This is a genomic window from Shewanella mangrovi (assembly GCF_000753795.1).
Taxonomy (GTDB): domain Bacteria; phylum Pseudomonadota; class Gammaproteobacteria; order Enterobacterales; family Shewanellaceae; genus Shewanella; species Shewanella mangrovi.
The window spans coordinates 290,042-305,832 of the sequence record NZ_JPEO01000003.1 but is presented as its reverse complement, the minus strand read 5'-3'; the positions used below and the strand labels follow the sequence as shown (position 1 = coordinate 305,832).

The following is a 15,791-nucleotide window of genomic DNA, read 5'->3' as shown; positions in this document are numbered from 1 at the left end:
CAATATGACAGATAATTTGGATGCAGCATTGGCAGAATTGGATGCCATGGAGTTTGATGATATTGCCGAAGAGGCGGTCGTAGCGACGAAAGCTAACGTGCCCGATATGGCGTTTTTTAATGATGTGCCGTTGACGGTGACCCTAGAAGTTGCCAGTACAGAGTTGACCTTAGGTGAACTCAGCAAAGTGGTTGAAGGCGATGTCTTACCGCTTGATAAACTGGCGGGAGAGCCGTTGGACGTGATGGTTAATGGTGTTGCTTTTGCTAAAGCTGAAGTGGTCATGGTTGATGGTCACTATGGCATTCGTTTCTTAGCCAAAGACGGATCGGACAATAGCAGTGCTGCAGAATAAAGGCTGGCGCTTTGCGCTGATGCTGGCGGCATTTTTCTTGCCGCTATGGGCCAATGCGCAGGAAGTAACGCTGTTCTCCGCCCATAACACCACCGACGGACAGGACTACAACATTAAGTTGCAGATCCTGCTAATGATGACGGTACTGACCTTGCTGCCAGGCATTTTAATGGTCGCAACGTCGTTTACCCGTATCGTGATTGTGTTGGCGATTTTGCGGCAGGCGATGGGGTTACAACAGAGCCCTCCCAATCGCGTCTTGGTGGGTATCGCCTTGATGCTGACCTTATTGATTATGCGTCCGGTTTGGCACGATATTTACGACAATGCCTACCAGCCGTTGCAGGCCGAGCAAATTACCACTGAGCAGGCGCTTGAACGTGCGGAAGTGCCATTGCGTAAGTTTATGCTGGCGCAAACTCGGGAGAACGAACTGCAGCAAGTGCTGCGAATTGCCAATGAAGCGCCAACGATGAAGCCGGATGACATTCCGCTGGATGTGTTGGTGCCAGCATTTGTGCTGAGTGAGCTAACCACGGCGTTTCAAATCGGCTTTATGCTGTTTATTCCCTTTTTGATCATTGATTTAGTTGTCGCCAGTGTGCTGATGTCGATGGGGATGATGATGTTGTCACCCTTGATCATCAGTCTGCCATTTAAGTTGATGGTGTTTGTGCTGGCTGATGGTTGGTCAATGGTGGCGGGCACGCTTGCGGCGACCTTTGGAGGCTCCTGGTGAGTCCCGAATTAGCCGTACAGTTAATCAGCGATGCGGTGCTGACCATTATCAAAATTCTGTTGGTGATGATTGCGCCGAGTTTAGTCGTCGGTTTGATTGTGGCCATTATCCAGACTGCAACTTCGGTACAAGAGCAAACATTAACCTTTCTGCCGCGTATGTTGATGACGCTGTTGATGCTGATTTTCGCCGGTCACTGGATTATTGAGACGCTGGTGGATTGGTTCACTCGGCTCGGACAGATGATCCCCGGAGTGTTTGGATGAGCGCATTAGTCCCGCTACTCGGAACCGATCTTATGCATCTAATAGGCGCCGTTTGGTGGCCATTTGTGCGCTTGTCGACGTTTCTGTGGGCACTGCCAGTAATGGATAATCCCGCCGTGCCGGTACGCGGTCGTATTCTGTTGGCGTTCTTTCTCGCGTTTGCGCTGTCCAAGCAGCTACCTGAGGTGCCTGAGGTCGACCCGTTTTCGCTCACCATGGTGGCGTTCACCCTTGAGCAAGTGGTGTTTGGGTTGTGTATGGGCCTCGTGTTTCGCATGTTGTTTGAGGTGTTCAATCAAGCTGGGCTAATTTTGTCGATGCAGATGGGCCTGTCGATGGCGATGGTGATGGATCCGGCCTCAGGCGATCAGGTGTCTATTCTGGGCAACTTGCTGTGGCTGATGATGGTACTGCTGTTTTTCGCATTAAACGGCCATTTGCTGGGGTTGCAGATGTTGGTCGACAGCTTTCAGTTGTGGCCGGTTGGGCACAGTCTGTATGCGCTCAATTTTGATGCCGTGTTAACCATGTTTGGCTGGATTTTTGCCTCAGCATTATTGGTGGCATTACCCGCGGTTATCGCCATGTTGTTGGTGAATATGACCTTTGGTATTGCCAGCCGCTCAGCACCGTCCTTAAATCTGTTTTCCTTTGGTTTTCCGGTGACCTTGATGTTGGGGTTTGTGGTGGTGTATCTGACCTTTGCACAGGCGGGGAGTGTATTCTCGCAATTGCTGTTTGAAGCGCTAGATACTATGCGTCGGTTTATGGTGGTGTAAATGGCCGAGAACTCAGCTCAAGAAAGAACCGAAAAACCCACCGAACGACGCCTGCGAGAATCCCGCAAAGAGGGGCAGGTCGCGCGTTCCAGAGAATTAAACACCGCAGTGCTGATTATCATTGGTGTGGCATCCATGCTGTGGTTTGCCGATCTGTTTAGCACCTTATTTACCACTGTGCTGCAGCGTAGCCTGCAGCTCAATCACACTGTCGTTTTTGATAAAAGCATGATGACTATTGCGCTGAGCGATGCAATTCACGACATGATGCTGACACTACTGCCGATGCTAACAGTGCTGTTTGTGGCGATGTGGGTAGCGGGGTCCTTGCCCGGCGGCGCTATCTTTTCCGGAGACTTAGTGTCCTTTAAGGGCAAGCGACTTAATCCGTTAACGGGACTCGCCAAGATTCTCAGCAAAAATAGTCTGATGGAGCTACTGAAATCGATAGTCAAAATTGTGCTGTTACTTGGCTGCTTATTGCTGTTTTTACAGCAACTCACCGGCCGCTTAATCGACTTACAACGTCAAGAGCTGCAGATTTCTTTATCAGAAGGCATGCAGCTGCTGTTTCTGACGTTGATGATTATGTCGAGCCTACTGCTGTTGGTTGCCGCGATTGATGTGCCATTTCAGATGAAGTCGGTATTAGACAAGATCAAGATGACGCGGCAGGAAGTCAAAGAAGAACGTAAGTCGACTGATGGTAACCCTCAGATTAAAAACCGTATTCGTCAGATCCAATACCAGTTTTCTAAACGCCGTATTGAAGAGCGCGTGCCCAAGGCTGACGTGATCATCACCAACCCGACTCACTTTGCCGTGGCACTGCGTTACTCAGAGTCGCAGGCGAAAGCACCGTATGTGTTAGCCAAAGGCATGGACGAAATGGCATTACGGATCCGTGCCATTGGCAAGCAACATAACAAAGAAGTGTTAGAAATTCCGATGCTCGCGCGTGCCATTTACTGGTCTACGCGGGTTGATCAAGAGGTGCCTGCCGGACTCTATGCCGCAGTCGCCTATGTGCTGACCTATGTGGTGCAGTTACAAGCGTATAAAGCGGGGCGGGGCGGAAAGCCAGCGCCGCTTCCTGAATTACAGATCCCGAAGAAATTCATTAAAAATTAGTATGTGGGAGATCTTCATTGAATTGGCGTAACCTCACCAAACCTTATACAGCGATTCCAGTGCTGCTGCTGGCCATTTTGGCCATGGTCATTTTGCCGCTGCCAGCATGGGCGCTTGATACCTTATTTACCTTCAACATCGTGTTATCCATCATGGTGTTGTTGGTGGCGGTGTCCAGCCGTAAGCCTCTGGATTTTTCTGTTTTCCCAACTATCTTGCTGGTCGCCACGTTAATGCGGCTAACGCTTAACGTCGCCTCGACTCGTGTGGTGCTGCTGCACGGTCACGAGGGGGCTGACGTTGCCGGTAAAGTTATCCAAGCCTTTGGTGAGGTGGTGATCGGCGGTAACTATGTCGTCGGTATTGTGGTGTTCGCTATTCTGATGGTGATGAACTTTGTGGTTATCACCAAAGGTGGCGAGCGTATCTCTGAGGTGGCCGCGCGCTTTACGCTGGATGCGATGCCCGGCAAGCAGATGGCGATTGATGCCGACTTAAACTCTGGCCTGATTGGTCCTGAGCAAGCCAAGGCCCGCCGTGCAGAGGTTTCACGCGAAGCCGATTTTTACGGCTCGATGGATGGTGCGTCTAAGTATGTGCGTGGCGACGCCATTGCCGGCTTAATCATTCTGGTGATTAACCTGCTCGGTGGTGTCAGCATCGGCGTATTCCAGCATGATTTAAGTATGGGCGAAGCTTTTCAGCGCTTTGCCTTGCTGACCATTGGTGACGGCCTTGTGGCGCAGATCCCATCGCTGTTGCTGGCTGTCGCTTCTGCCATCATCGTCACTCGCATGAACGACGATGAAGATATGTCGGAAGCGGTCGGGGCGCAGCTATTGGCTTCACCGCGTACAGTGGCCACCGCTGGCTTTATTATGGTGGCGTTGGGCATAGTGCCAGGGATGCCAACACTGGCATTTCTCACCTTTGCCGTCATTTTGTTTTATGTTGCGTGGCGACTCCATCGAGCTCGCCCCGACGATGCCTTGGACGAGGTGGAAAAACTCACCGAATCTCTAAGTGAAAATCAGTCACTGCGTTGGACCGATATTCCCCACGTTGACCGCATTTCTATCGAGCTCGGCTTTATGTTGGTGTACATGGCTGAGAAAGAAAAAGGCGAAGAGTTGGTAACGACGCTGCGCGGTATCCGCAAAAATCTGTGTGAGCAGCTTGGCTTTTTATTGCCGGAAGTGCGTATTAAAGACAACCTCAAACTCAATCCGCAGGAATATCGCATTCTGTTGTCCGGTATTCCGATTGCCAGCGGCGTGCTTAAGCCGCATCAGATGTTGGCGCTTGATACCGGTGAGGTTTATAGCAAGATTGATGGTGAAGTCACCAAAGATCCGGCGTATGGCTTAAATGCGGTATGGATTAAAGAGGAAGCGAAATCCCGTGCCTTAAATATGGGGTACTCAGTGGTGGATTTACCCACTGTCATTGCGACCCATGCCGGAAAGGTGATTAAAGGAGCGCTAGATGAGTTGTTCTCCTATGAAGATGTTAAGCACTTCAATCAACGTGTGAAAGAGATTGCGCCGGATCTCGCTGGCGCACTCGAAAAAGCGCTCAACGAAAACATTCAACTCAAGGTCTTTCGTTATCTGTTGCGGGAATTGGTGTCGATAAAAGATGCAGTAACGGTCGCCAATACGCTGGTGGACAGTGCTGATGTCACCAAAGATCCGATTTTACTGGCGGCCGATGTGCGTTGTGCACTACAGCGCGCAATTACCCGACAACTTATGGGTGAACGTGAGGAGCTGGCGGCATTCAGTTTGGATAGCAAATTGGAGCAAACTTTACAGAGTGCGTTAAGCCAAGCGATGCAGGCTGGCAAGGTTGCATTGGATAGTTTTCCGGTGGCGCCCAATTTATTGCAGCAGTTTCAGCGTATGATGCCCGTGATTCAGCAGCAAATGCAGCAGCAAGGGGTTAACCCAGTATTAGTCGTTGTACCGCAGCTACGACCATTATTAGCAAGATACGCCCGTACCTTTACCCAAAATAATTTGGCGGTCTTATCCTATAACGAGGTGCCCGACAATATTCGCGTCGATATTTTGGGGAATTTGGGATAGATATCACATAAATGGTTTACAAAATAAACATCTGAATTAAAAATGTAAAAATTTGATGTAACAATCTTGAACGTAACTGACGAATATAATAATTTAGCCAAATATTTGTCAGTCTGTAACCTTCTGCCAAAGATGGTTGCTAAGAAAATTAACTAGCAAACCAAGCGAAAGCTTGGGACGCAAAACCTCCGGTCTAAGTCTTTCAATGATAGATACGATAGCGGGGTTACATTAACTTAGCGGCAAGTGGTCATCTGGAGTCTCTCCTTTTTTCCCCTTCTGCTGTATTAAAAATAAAAATTGAGCCAGGTAGGCTCAAAATAAATGCAATGGAAAATTGATGTTTGCAGCCAATTCTAAATGTGTTGGCGTGCTTGCTCTCGTTTGTCTTTTTATTCCCAATGTTCATGCGGTAGAACAGTGGAAACAGGCATATGAGCGCGGCGCGTGGGACATTGAAACCAACAGTTTCGAATGCCGTATTATTCAAAAAATAGCAGGCGTGGCGACAGTTTCCGTTATTCGTGAACCCGAGGATGAAACCGCTGTCGTGTTACAGCTTGATCATCCCGATGCTAAGGTCACATCGCCATCGGTCAGCATTCAGCATGCTGACTGGAAAGCCAATGCTGATGTTCCAATGCCTATCCTTTCAACAAGCCAATTTGCTGATTCAAAAGCTAAATTTTATGGTGTTAGCAGTGATGTGTTAGAGGGGATTGCCGCTGGCGATTGGCTGTCATTTTCATATTTACAGCAACAGCAACCCAAAAACATTGTGTTTACTAACACTCATGGGGCCGATGCTGTCGTTAGTTTTCGCCAATGCTTAGCGCAGATGGCTCCTATTTCTTGGAATAGCGCAAGAGAAAGTGTTTTTTATTTTGATACTGGCAAAAGCAGTATTGATAAAAATAAAGATCTGCAAATGTTGCAGCATATTGTTCGTTATATTTCATTGGATGAAAATGTAACAAAAGTGTTAATTGATGGCTATACAGATAGCGTCGGAAATAATACTGCTAACCGAGTGTTATCTCAGCAACGTGCTGATGATGTAGCGGCTCGATTAGTGGAGTATGGAATGGATTCCTCATTATTAGAAGTAAGAGCGCATGGAAGCCGTTACCCCATCGTAAATAATCAAGATGTTAATAAAAATCTAAATCGAAGGGTAACAGTAAGGCTTATTCGCAAAAATAATGTGGTGAAAAAATGAATAGTCAATATGTGTTATGGCTAGCGAATAAACGCCCAAAGGCAGGCATGCTGGAGTGTTTTAGTCGAGAGTCTTTATCGCTTATTTATGCAAAGCATGATCAATTAGACGATGTTTCAAAAACACCCGATATTATTTTTATCGATTTTGTTAATTCAGCGGAGCATGTTGAAACTTGGGTCACCGCGGTTCGTGCTAAGTTTCCTTCGACACCGATGATTGTGATTGTCGAATCTGGTCAAAGTGCGCTGGCATCTAAAGCGTTGGCTTGTGGCGCAATTGATTATTTGCTCTATCCATTTACTGAATCTCAGTTATTTACCTCTATCCGTGATGCCCATTTTATGCGGCAAAACATCGGTGACATGGTCGCGGTATCGCAGGTGAGCCAACAGGTGCTGCGTTTGGCCAACCGCGCGGCACAAACTAACGGCACTACCATCTGTATTCAGGGTGAGTCTGGCACCGGTAAAGAAAAGCTTGCCCAGTTTATTCATCAAACATCCCCGCGTAGCGATAAGCCATTTGTGGCGGTTAACTGCGCGGCTATTCCTGAGAACATGCTGGAAGCCATGTTGTTTGGCCATGCTAAAGGCGCCTTTACCGGAGCGGTGAATGCGGTGGCGGGTAAGTTCGAACTGGCTAACGGCGGCACCTTACTACTGGATGAAATTTCCGAATTGCCTCTGGGTTTGCAGAGCAAATTGCTGCGCGTGCTGCAGGAGCGTGAAGTCGAACGTGTTGGTAGCCATCAAAAAATCCGGCTGAATCTGCGCATTATCGCCTGCTGTAACAAAGATCTGCGTGAGCTCGTGGCGCAGGGGCTTTTCCGTGAAGACCTCTTTTATCGCCTCGATGTGCTGCCGCTGCGTTGGCCTGCATTACGGGAGCGCATGGAAGATGTACTGCCGTTGGCGCAACACTTCATTAAAAAGTATGGCCAGGATAAATACCTGTTAAGCAGTGGCGCTCGCGACACTCTGCTGGCCTACAACTGGCCGGGGAACGTCCGCGAGTTGGAAAACGTTATGCAGCGCGCCTTGGTTATGGCGCGTGGTATGGAATTACAGGCGGAAGATTTAGGGCTGCCGATTGCCGTTGTACCGCAGCCTGATGCTGGGCGTACACGTTTACGTCATACCAAAAAGCAAGCTGAGTTTGATTACATTTACGATTTATTACAACGCTTTAATGGTCACCGTAGTCGCACAGCGGAAGCGCTGGGGATGAGTACACGGGCGTTGCGTTATAAGCTCGCCGCCATGCGTGAAGTGGGCATTGATATTGATGCCATCGCATCTTAATTAGGGACAAAAAATGAATTCAATTGAAACTCAGAGCTTATTGCTGAGCCGCATGAATAGCATGGAACAGATCGCCAAAGGCGATGAGATTGCGCCAGCCCAGAATGGTGGTTTTAAACAAGATTTTATGACAGTGATCCACGATATCAATGCTCAGCAAAACTTAGCTGCCGATATGATGCGCGCGGTGGACACGGGTGAGTCACAGGATGTGGTCGGCACCATGATCACCAGTCAAAAGGCCAGCTTGAGCTTTAACATGCTGATGGAAGTTCGCAACAAAGTGCTTGATGGTCTCGACGACGTTATGCATATGTCGCTGTAGGAAGAGTAGATGAAAGACGTAGTCGCGACGAAAGACGCAGCAAACTTTGGCGCTAGCCGCAATAACACCGGCTTGCGCGAGAAAGTTGTCAATCTCTCCGGACGTTTTGGTTGGCCGCAAAACGGTGATCGTAGTCTGGCTTCGATTGCCTTACTGGCGACATTAGTTGCCGCCGCCATTGTGATTATTTTATGGACCTCCGCCAAAAATTACGTGCCGCTCTATGGCAATCAGGAGCATTACGATAAGGCCAGCATTCTTGAGATCCTCGATAACGAAAAATTCCCATTCCGCATTGATACCGACACCGGCAATATCATGGTACCACAAGAGAAACTCGCGGATGCCCGTATTACCTTAGCCGCGCGCGGGATCAAAGCTGCCTTACCTGATGGCCTCAACAGCTTGTCTGATAAGGTCAAAATGGGCGCTAGCCAGTTTATGGAAACTAAACAGTACCAGCATGCGTTGGAAGGCGAACTAGCCCGCACCATTATGAATATGTCCGGTATTCAAAATGCGCGGGTGCATCTGGCCATTCCTAAACGTAGTTTGTTTATTGGTCGCAAAGAGGAACAAGCCTCAGCCTCTGTGATGGTGGATCTTGCGCCTGGTTATGAACTGAAACAGCAGCAAGTCGAAGCGATTGTCAGTTTGGTGGTTGGCAGCGTGCCTGGTCTAGATCCGCGCTCGGTCTCCGTTGTCGACCAAAAAGGCGAACTGCTGACGGCGGAACTGTTTGATACCTCGCCCGTCGGTAAGGAATCCAGTAAGAAGTTGCAGTTTATCGACAAGCTGGAGCGCAATATTGAACAGCGCGCCGCCATCATGCTGTTGCCAATCGTGGGTGAGGGCAATTACCGTATTCAGGTCTCCGCTGACGTCGATTTCAACGTCGTAGAAGAAACCAAACAAACCTTAGACCCTAACACTGTGGTGCTGTCGGAAAATACCAAATCGGGCACCAGCGAAGATCAACTGGCAATGGGGATCCCCGGTTCTTTGGCAAACCAACCGCCAGCAGCCGCCAATCCACAACAGCCACAAAATCAGAATGGCCAAGCCACGAATGATGCCGGGCGCACCAATCAGCGCCAAGAATCGCAACGTAAGTTCGATAGTGGCCGCTCTGTTACTCACACCCAATATGAAGTCGGACGCCTGAAATCCATCAGTGTCTCAGTGCTGGTGAATGATGCCGTTAAAACTGTGAGTGCCGATGGGCAAAACCAAAGTTCAGGATGGACAGAAGTGCAACTGGCGTCTCTGGGCAATGTGGTGAAAACCGCCACTGGTTTTGATGAAGCGCGTGGCGACAAATTCAATATCTCTACCTTCCCGTTTGTGCAGCAGGACATTAACGCCGTTGCCGAAGTCACGCCTTGGTGGCAATTGCCGATGATCGGTGAATATGCTCGCTACCTGTTTGGCACCTTAATCGCGCTGGCATTGATTTTCTTCGGCGTGCGCCCCTTGGTTAACCATTTGGTAAAAGGACGACGTGCCAGCCATGAGATGCAACTTGCGGACACCAGCAATGAGCGCACAGTTACCGCGGCGCCTTCGGCTACGTCAACTGGCGGCGCTGAGTCTCAGTTAACCCCTGATAATCAAACCGCGAAAAGCGGTGAATTGACGCGTGATGAGCAACTGCAAACCATGGCGTTACCTGAAGCGGGCGCGCTGTTTGAAGAACAAGTCGCGCATATGCAGTACTTGGCCAACAAAGAATCTGAACGTGTGACGGCTGTTATCAAAACTTGGGTAGAACGGGGAATCGAAATTGAAACCAGAAAGTCCTGAACTCAACAGACAGCAGATGTCTGAACTGGATCAAGCCGCCATCTTGTTGCTGAGCATGGGGGAAGATAATGCCGCGAATGTGATCCGCCGTTTAGGGCGCACTGAAGTGCAAGCATTGTCGGAACGTATGGCGAAAATTGCCCATGTCTCGCAAGAGGATATGACACAAACGCTGAGCCATTTTTTTGATAGCTATCGCATTGAAAGTGGCGTGAGCGGTGCTTCGCGTCGTTATCTGGAAAAGGCGCTCGATAAGGCGGTTGGCCGCAAACTGGCGCGCGGCATGCTGGATGATATCTATGGCAACTCTCTGGTGGATGAAATTCGCCGTTTGGAATGGATCCCCGCCGAGCTGATCGCTCGCTTCCTCGAGCAGGAACATTCGCAGATGCAAGCGTTGATGCTGGCATTTTTACCGCCGGAGCAAAGCTCGGCTGTTATCAGCTTATTACCCAAAGAACGCCATGAAGACCTGCTGTTTCGTATTGCGGGTTTACGTGAAGTCAGTGAGCACGTCATTGATGATCTGCGCTTTACGCTGGAGCGCTGTATTGAATTTGTCGGCAATCAATCTGGTGCGCGCCTAAACGGCGTCGAGAAAGTGGCGGAGATCGTTAACCGCTACAACGGTAACAAAGCCGAAATTATCACCATGTTGAAACAACATGATACCGAGACGGCCAACGCCATCGAAGAGCGAATGTTCGACTTCGATACGCTGCAGCATCAAACGGAAGAAGTTCGTGCTGAACTGATGAATGAGATCTCTGATGAACTGTGGATTGTGGCGCTCAAAGGCGCTAAGCCAGAGTTTATCAGTGCCATGTTGTCGTCATTACCGAAACGTTTGGCACAGGTATATCAGCAACAACTGAACAACCTGGCACCACAACCCGTGCGCAAAGTCGAAGCCGCGCGCTTTGAGATTATGCAGCTAATCCGACGCATGATGGCCGACGGCGCGATTGATTACCGTCTCTATGCTGAAGAAGTGATGGGCTAATCATGAGCAGCCAATCACCGTTTCCGACACTCGATCGTCAAGAACTGCAACTGACAACTGAGCAACGCTTACAGCTTGCGTTTGAACGTGGTCAGGCAAAAGGCCGTGCTGAAGGTGAGAAGCTGGGACAACAAGCCGCGAGGCAACAGTTAACTGCCGAGATGGAAGCGCAATGCCAGCAGCAAACCGCATTACGGGTGGCTGAATTGGCGCAGCAATATCAGCAGCAGCTTGACCAACTGGTGCAGGGGTTAAGGCAGCAGTTATCTTTGCAGCAACAGGCGTTATCAGAGCAGCTGTTTTGCTCGTTAGAAGGCGTCGCGCAGTTGGTGATTGATACGGAATTGCAGCTGCAACCTGAGCGCTATTTGGCCGCGATTCAGCAGGTATTGGAAAGCTTGAAAGGACGAGACCTTATTAGTGCCATTCAGGTATCGGTCGCTGATGGTGAGTGGTTACAAACGCAGAACATTAGTCAAATAGATGGTGTGGCCGTGCGCGTGGATGACAGCCTGCCAAAAGGTCAGGTGCAATTTGATGGCGCTCATCAGCTGCATCAGCTGTCATTTCGACAGCGTTTAGACGAAGTATTAGCGCAAATTAAACCTGTGCTGAGTGCCAATGCAAACTGATTTGATGCAACGACTGGCCGCCGTCAGTGCCCAGCTCAAAGTGCCGCAGGCTTATCAAAGCTACGGCCGCTTGTTACGCATTAATGGCTTAACGCTGACCGTGAGTGGTGGCCGTTTGTCGCTAGGGCAGCGTTGTCAGGTCGAAGGCCGCGGGCAATGGTTTGATGCCGAGGTGATCGGCTTTGATGAAGACAAAGCCTTTCTCATGCCGTTGGCTGCAGTCTCTGGGCTCTATGCCGGTGCGCGCGTGCGCCAAATTGATAACTCCGCGGCGGTGCCTGTGGGTGAGTGTCTGATGGGACGGGTGGTTGATGGTTTGATGCGGCCACTTGATGATCTAGGGCCGCTGCAAGCGCCAACCCAAATTTTACAGCAAGCCCATCTTGGTCCCATGCAACGCCGTGGTGTTGAGCAGCCGCTCGATGTCGGCATTCGCGCGCTCAATGGCCTGTTTACCGTCGGTAAAGGGCAGAGGTTGGGATTGTTTGCTGGCTCTGGTGTCGGCAAAAGTAAACTGCTTGGCATGCTGACACGCTACACCGCCGCCGATGTGGTGATTGTTGGGTTGGTTGGCGAACGTGGCTGGGAAGTGCGCGATTTTATTGAGAATGCACTTGGCGAACAGGGGCTGAAAAAGGCGATTGTGGTCGCCGCACCGGCTGATCATTCACCGCTACTGCGGATGCGTTCTGCAGAGCTGAGTCACCAGCTCGCCAGCTATTTTCGCGATCAAGGTAAGAACGTATTGTTGCTGATGGATAGCCTGACGCGTTACGCCCAAGCACAACGGGAAATTGGCCTGTCTCTGGGGGAACCGCCCGCGACCAAAGGTTATCCGCCGTCGGTATTTACTAAGTTAACCTCCTTGGTGGAAAGCTCAGGTAACAGCGCGCATAGTCGCGGCACTATGACGGCGATTTACACCGTACTCGCGGAAGGTGATGACGCTCAGGATCCGATTGTGGATAGCGCCCGTGCCATTCTCGATGGTCATATAGTGTTAGTGCGTGCGTTGGCTGAAAAAGGTCACTATCCCGCTATCGATATTGGTGCATCCATTAGCCGGGTCATGCCGCAGATTGTGGATGATAAACAGCTGCAAGCCTGTTATCGGCTGAAAAAACTCTACAGCCGTTATCTCGAAGTACAGGAGCTGATCCCGCTGGGCGCTTATCAGGAGGGGGAAGATCCTGAACTCGACTTGGCAGTGAAACTCTATCCCAAAATGGAAGCCTTCCTGTGTCAGGGACTTTATGAACAGGTGAGCTATCAGCAGAGTCAACAGCAATTAATGGAGCTCATCAATGAAGTCGCTCGCTAAGTATATGGAGTTACAGCAGCGTAAGCTGGAGCAGATGCAACAGCAGCGGCGGCAATTGCAACAGCAGCAGCAACTTGAGCAAACACGTCTGGCACAACTCACCGACCATATCGATTCGTTAGCAGTCGACACTGGCAGCAGTGCTCTTTTACTGCAAAATATGGCGCAAATGAAGCATCAGATGCAGGGACTTTATCAACAGCAGCAACAAAGGATCACCGAAGTCTCCGTTGATGCCAGACGGCAACAGCTCGCCTGTAACAAACAAGCTGGCTTTAATCTCGGACTGGAAAAGTTACTGCGCCAACGCCAACTCGCTGAGCAAAAGTTGCGCGCTAAAAAAGAACAACGTCAGCTCGATGAATTGGTCACGTTGCGCTTTCGCCACTCGGTTGATCAGCTTTAGCAACTCAATTTTGCTTCCTACCTTAAATACTTCTACGCCCCATTCGTATTGACTTGGTGCCAGCTGGCTGCGGTACACTAGCGCCCTTATCGTTCAAAGACTTCAACACAAGGAATCGTGGCACATGTGGTCGAATATCTTCAATCGTCTGCGCTGGGGACAATGGCTGGTTATCCTCTGCTGTTGCAGTTTTTCTTTGCTGGCGGCGCAGTCGTCTGTAGTCAAAACAAGGACATCTTCCATGTTAGTTATTCAAGTAGGTGAGCATACACTTACCGCCGATTTTGCCGACAACTCTTCTGCGGCGGCGCTGCAACAAAAGTTGCAACAAGGGCCAGTGACAATCGATATGCGTGATTACGGCGGTATGGAAAAGGTGGGTGATTTAGGTTTTACTCTGCCACGTAACGATGAGCAGATGGACACCGAAGCGGGCGATATCATTCTGTATCTCGGCAAAGCCTTTGTGATTTATTACGACCACAACAGTTGGAGTTTGACTCGCTTGGCACGGGTGAACAATGTATCTGCCGCGGAGATGAAGCGAATTTTGACGGGCCAGCAACTGTCGGTGACTTTGTCGTTAGCCGAATAATCTTGCTCTCTCAACACAAAGCGCAACCATAATTGCACCAGAATCAAATTAAGCGGTAAGGAACCGTATGGATACCCAAACTTACTTAGATTACATGCGCAGCGGTGGCCGCGTTGAAGGTGGCTCTCAGCTGCACCAAAAAATGTATGAGCTGTCGCAGCGGGCGCTGCAAATTACCGCCGAGCTGAACAACAGCTATCACACTGCCGAAGAGGTTCGGGCGTTATTTGCCAAGCTCATCAATAAACCGGTGGATGAGTCATTTGCCATGTTTCCGCCGTTTTACTCTGATTGCGGCCAAAATATCACCGTGGGCAAAGGCGTGTTCATCAACAGCGGCTGCAGCTTTCAGGATCAAGGTGGCATCGATATTGGCGATGGCGCGCTAATTGGTCACAACGTGGTGCTGGCGACGTTAAACCACGATATCGATCCCCGTAAACGTGGCTCAACCATTCCAGCGACTATCACCATTGGCAATAATGTGTGGATTGGTTCCAATGCTACTGTGTTGGCGGGCGTGACCATTGGTGACGGTGCGGTGGTCGCGGCTGGCGCTGTGGTCACCAAAGATGTGGCACCTAATACCATCGTTGGTGGCGTACCAGCCAAGTTTATTAAGACCATTGAGCTCGAAGACTAGCGAGCTGGTTTACAGAATATCACCATAAAAAAGGCCAGTAGCGCTGATGCTCACTGGCCTTTTTCATATTCACCGTAAGTGGCCGCTAGAAAATATTCCACCATTGACGTGGATGCTCGGTCTGCAGCACCACAGTGCAGGTGGTACCCATTGCCAGAATCTGATTGGCTGGCATGCTGTCTAAGCTGATATGCACTGGAATACGCCGCGCCAAGCGCACCCAGTCAAAGGTTGGTCGCACGTTGGCGATTAAGTCTTGTGAATCTGGGTTATCGCTGTCGTAAATCCCGCGGGCAATGCTGCTCACATGGCCTTGCATCCGCTCACCGCTCATCAGGGTGATTTCCGCTTTTTCGCCTTCTTTCACCAGCGGCAATTTGGTTTCTTCAAAGTAGCCATAAACCCAGAAAGAATCTTTATCAATCAATGCCATTGCTGGTTGACCGACTTGGATGTAGTCACCTTTATGCAGGTTCAGGTTGGTGATGTAACCATCGGCGGTCGCGCGGATTTTGGTGCGTTGCAGATCCAATTTTGCAGCCGCTAATTCACTGAGCGCGCGTTGGTATTCGGCCTCGGCTACTTTCGCTGCGCTATTGGCTTGGTTGCGGTTTTCGCGGGATACCACTAAGTCGTTGGCGCTACGACGGCGGTCCGCTTCTTCGTTACGCAAGTCGACATCGGTTTTACGGGCAATCACGTTATTCACGGCACGTTGCATCGCTAACTGATAGCGCGCGGTGTCGACTTCAAACAACACTTGGCCTTTTTTCACCAGTTGGTTGTCTTGCACCAGCACCTTATCAACGAGGCCAGCGACATCGGGCGCGATGTTAATCACGTTGGCGCGCACACGGGCGTCACGTGTCCATGGGTCATTCATATAGTGCAACCACAGCGCGCGTACAAAGCACAGGGCTATGACCACAATCAGCAAGGTAAAGAAAATGCTGTAAAACTTCTTCAATGTCATGTTTAGCCTCAATGATAAATAGTTAGCGACAACGCGCAGCTAATCGCGATGTAGAGAGCAATTCGAAACAGGGTAGGGTGCCAGATGTGACGGTAAGCACCGGTGACCATCAGAATGTGGTTAAGCGCGAGCGTGAGAAAATAGCCCAGCGCAAACATCACTGTGATGGTGGGCAGGTAAAAACTATGAAAGGCGATTTCGCGGAGCATG

17 protein-coding genes, 2 pseudogenes and 1 riboswitch are annotated in these 15,791 nt (G+C 50.0%); of the genes and pseudogenes, 17 read left to right on the top strand and 2 right to left on the bottom strand.

The features are described 5' to 3' along the window. Positions 1–4 precede the first annotated feature (4 nt). The 17 genes and pseudogenes from HR45_RS06505 to HR45_RS19790 all read left to right on the top strand — a co-directional run. On the top strand, positions 5–355 hold the full coding sequence (locus HR45_RS06505) for a FliM/FliN family flagellar motor switch protein (RefSeq protein ID WP_037440982.1): 351 nt from the start codon (positions 5–7) through the stop codon (positions 353–355). 19 nt (positions 356–374) lie between these two features. Next, positions 375–1,094 carry a flagellar type III secretion system pore protein FliP gene (fliP, locus tag HR45_RS06500; RefSeq protein ID WP_037441429.1) on the top strand — a complete coding sequence of 240 codons (720 nt, stop codon included), beginning with the start codon at positions 375–377 and terminating at the stop codon, positions 1,092–1,094. Next, positions 1,091–1,360, top strand: coding sequence for a flagellar biosynthetic protein FliQ (locus HR45_RS06495; RefSeq protein ID WP_037440977.1), 270 nt, complete (start codon positions 1,091–1,093; stop codon positions 1,358–1,360). Before fliP ends, HR45_RS06495 begins: the two co-directional genes overlap by 4 nt. Continuing rightward, positions 1,357–2,139: a flagellar biosynthetic protein FliR gene (fliR, locus tag HR45_RS06490; protein WP_037440975.1), complete on the top strand. Its 783-nt coding sequence runs from the start codon at positions 1,357–1,359 to the stop codon at positions 2,137–2,139. The genes HR45_RS06495 and fliR overlap by 4 nt, the downstream gene beginning before the upstream one ends. Continuing rightward, on the top strand, positions 2,140–3,270 hold the full coding sequence (gene flhB / locus HR45_RS06485; protein ID WP_037440973.1) for a flagellar biosynthesis protein FlhB: 1,131 nt from the start codon (positions 2,140–2,142) through the stop codon (positions 3,268–3,270). 17 nt (positions 3,271–3,287) lie between these two features. Beyond that, on the top strand, positions 3,288–5,357 hold the full coding sequence (locus HR45_RS06480) for a flagellar biosynthesis protein FlhA (RefSeq protein WP_037440970.1): 2,070 nt from the start codon (positions 3,288–3,290) through the stop codon (positions 5,355–5,357). Positions 5,358–5,501: 144 nt separating this feature from the next. Next, positions 5,502–5,591: riboswitch (cyclic di-GMP riboswitch) on the top strand. Positions 5,592–5,697: 106 nt separating this feature from the next. After that, the gene (locus HR45_RS19005; RefSeq protein WP_052074559.1) at positions 5,698–6,576 is read left to right on the top strand and encodes an OmpA family protein; all 879 of its coding nucleotides are present in this window, start codon (positions 5,698–5,700) and stop codon (positions 6,574–6,576) included. Continuing rightward, the gene (locus HR45_RS06470; RefSeq protein ID WP_037440966.1) at positions 6,573–7,880 is read left to right on the top strand and encodes a sigma-54-dependent transcriptional regulator; all 1,308 of its coding nucleotides are present in this window, start codon (positions 6,573–6,575) and stop codon (positions 7,878–7,880) included. Before HR45_RS19005 ends, HR45_RS06470 begins: the two co-directional genes overlap by 4 nt. 13 nt (positions 7,881–7,893) lie before the next feature. Then, positions 7,894–8,205: a flagellar hook-basal body complex protein FliE gene (fliE, locus tag HR45_RS06465; protein WP_037440963.1), complete on the top strand. Its 312-nt coding sequence runs from the start codon at positions 7,894–7,896 to the stop codon at positions 8,203–8,205. Between the two features lie 9 nt (positions 8,206–8,214). Further along, positions 8,215–10,008: a flagellar basal-body MS-ring/collar protein FliF gene (gene fliF / locus HR45_RS06460; protein ID WP_052074558.1), complete on the top strand. Its 1,794-nt coding sequence runs from the start codon at positions 8,215–8,217 to the stop codon at positions 10,006–10,008. Then, the gene (locus HR45_RS06455; protein WP_241461067.1) at positions 9,989–11,011 is read left to right on the top strand and encodes a FliG C-terminal domain-containing protein; all 1,023 of its coding nucleotides are present in this window, start codon (positions 9,989–9,991) and stop codon (positions 11,009–11,011) included. The genes fliF and HR45_RS06455 overlap by 20 nt, the downstream gene beginning before the upstream one ends. Positions 11,012–11,013: 2 nt before the next feature. Further along, positions 11,014–11,643: a FliH/SctL family protein gene (locus HR45_RS06450; protein ID WP_037440961.1), complete on the top strand. Its 630-nt coding sequence runs from the start codon at positions 11,014–11,016 to the stop codon at positions 11,641–11,643. Beyond that, the gene (locus tag HR45_RS06445) at positions 11,633–12,964 is read left to right on the top strand and encodes a FliI/YscN family ATPase (RefSeq protein WP_037440958.1); all 1,332 of its coding nucleotides are present in this window, start codon (positions 11,633–11,635) and stop codon (positions 12,962–12,964) included. The genes HR45_RS06450 and HR45_RS06445 overlap by 11 nt, the downstream gene beginning before the upstream one ends. Next, complete coding sequence (locus HR45_RS06440) at positions 12,948–13,370, top strand: flagellar FliJ family protein (RefSeq protein WP_037440955.1); 423 nt, start codon at positions 12,948–12,950, stop codon at positions 13,368–13,370. The genes HR45_RS06445 and HR45_RS06440 overlap by 17 nt, the downstream gene beginning before the upstream one ends. A gap of 124 nt (positions 13,371–13,494) precedes the next feature. Further along, positions 13,495–13,965 carry a cyclophilin-like fold protein gene (locus HR45_RS06435; RefSeq protein WP_206537884.1) on the top strand — a complete coding sequence of 157 codons (471 nt, stop codon included), beginning with the start codon at positions 13,495–13,497 and terminating at the stop codon, positions 13,963–13,965. A gap of 67 nt (positions 13,966–14,032) precedes the next feature. Beyond that, positions 14,033–14,362: pseudogene (locus HR45_RS19795) on the top strand (LbetaH domain-containing protein); the annotation flags it as partial. 75 nt (positions 14,363–14,437) lie between these two features. Further along, positions 14,438–14,587: pseudogene (locus HR45_RS19790) on the top strand (DapH/DapD/GlmU-related protein); the annotation flags it as partial. A gap of 106 nt (positions 14,588–14,693) precedes the next feature. On the opposite strand, the gene HR45_RS06425 reads toward HR45_RS19790, so the two are convergent. Together HR45_RS06425 and HR45_RS06420 are read right to left on the bottom strand one after the other, a co-directional pair. After that, on the bottom strand, positions 14,694–15,581 hold the full coding sequence (locus HR45_RS06425; protein ID WP_052074557.1) for an efflux RND transporter periplasmic adaptor subunit: 888 nt from the start codon (positions 15,579–15,581) through the stop codon (positions 14,694–14,696). Positions 15,582–15,589: 8 nt separating this feature from the next. After that, positions 15,590–15,790: a DUF1656 domain-containing protein gene (locus HR45_RS06420; protein ID WP_037440948.1), complete on the bottom strand. Its 201-nt coding sequence runs from the start codon at positions 15,788–15,790 to the stop codon at positions 15,590–15,592. Between the last annotated feature and the right edge of the window lies 1 nt (position 15,791).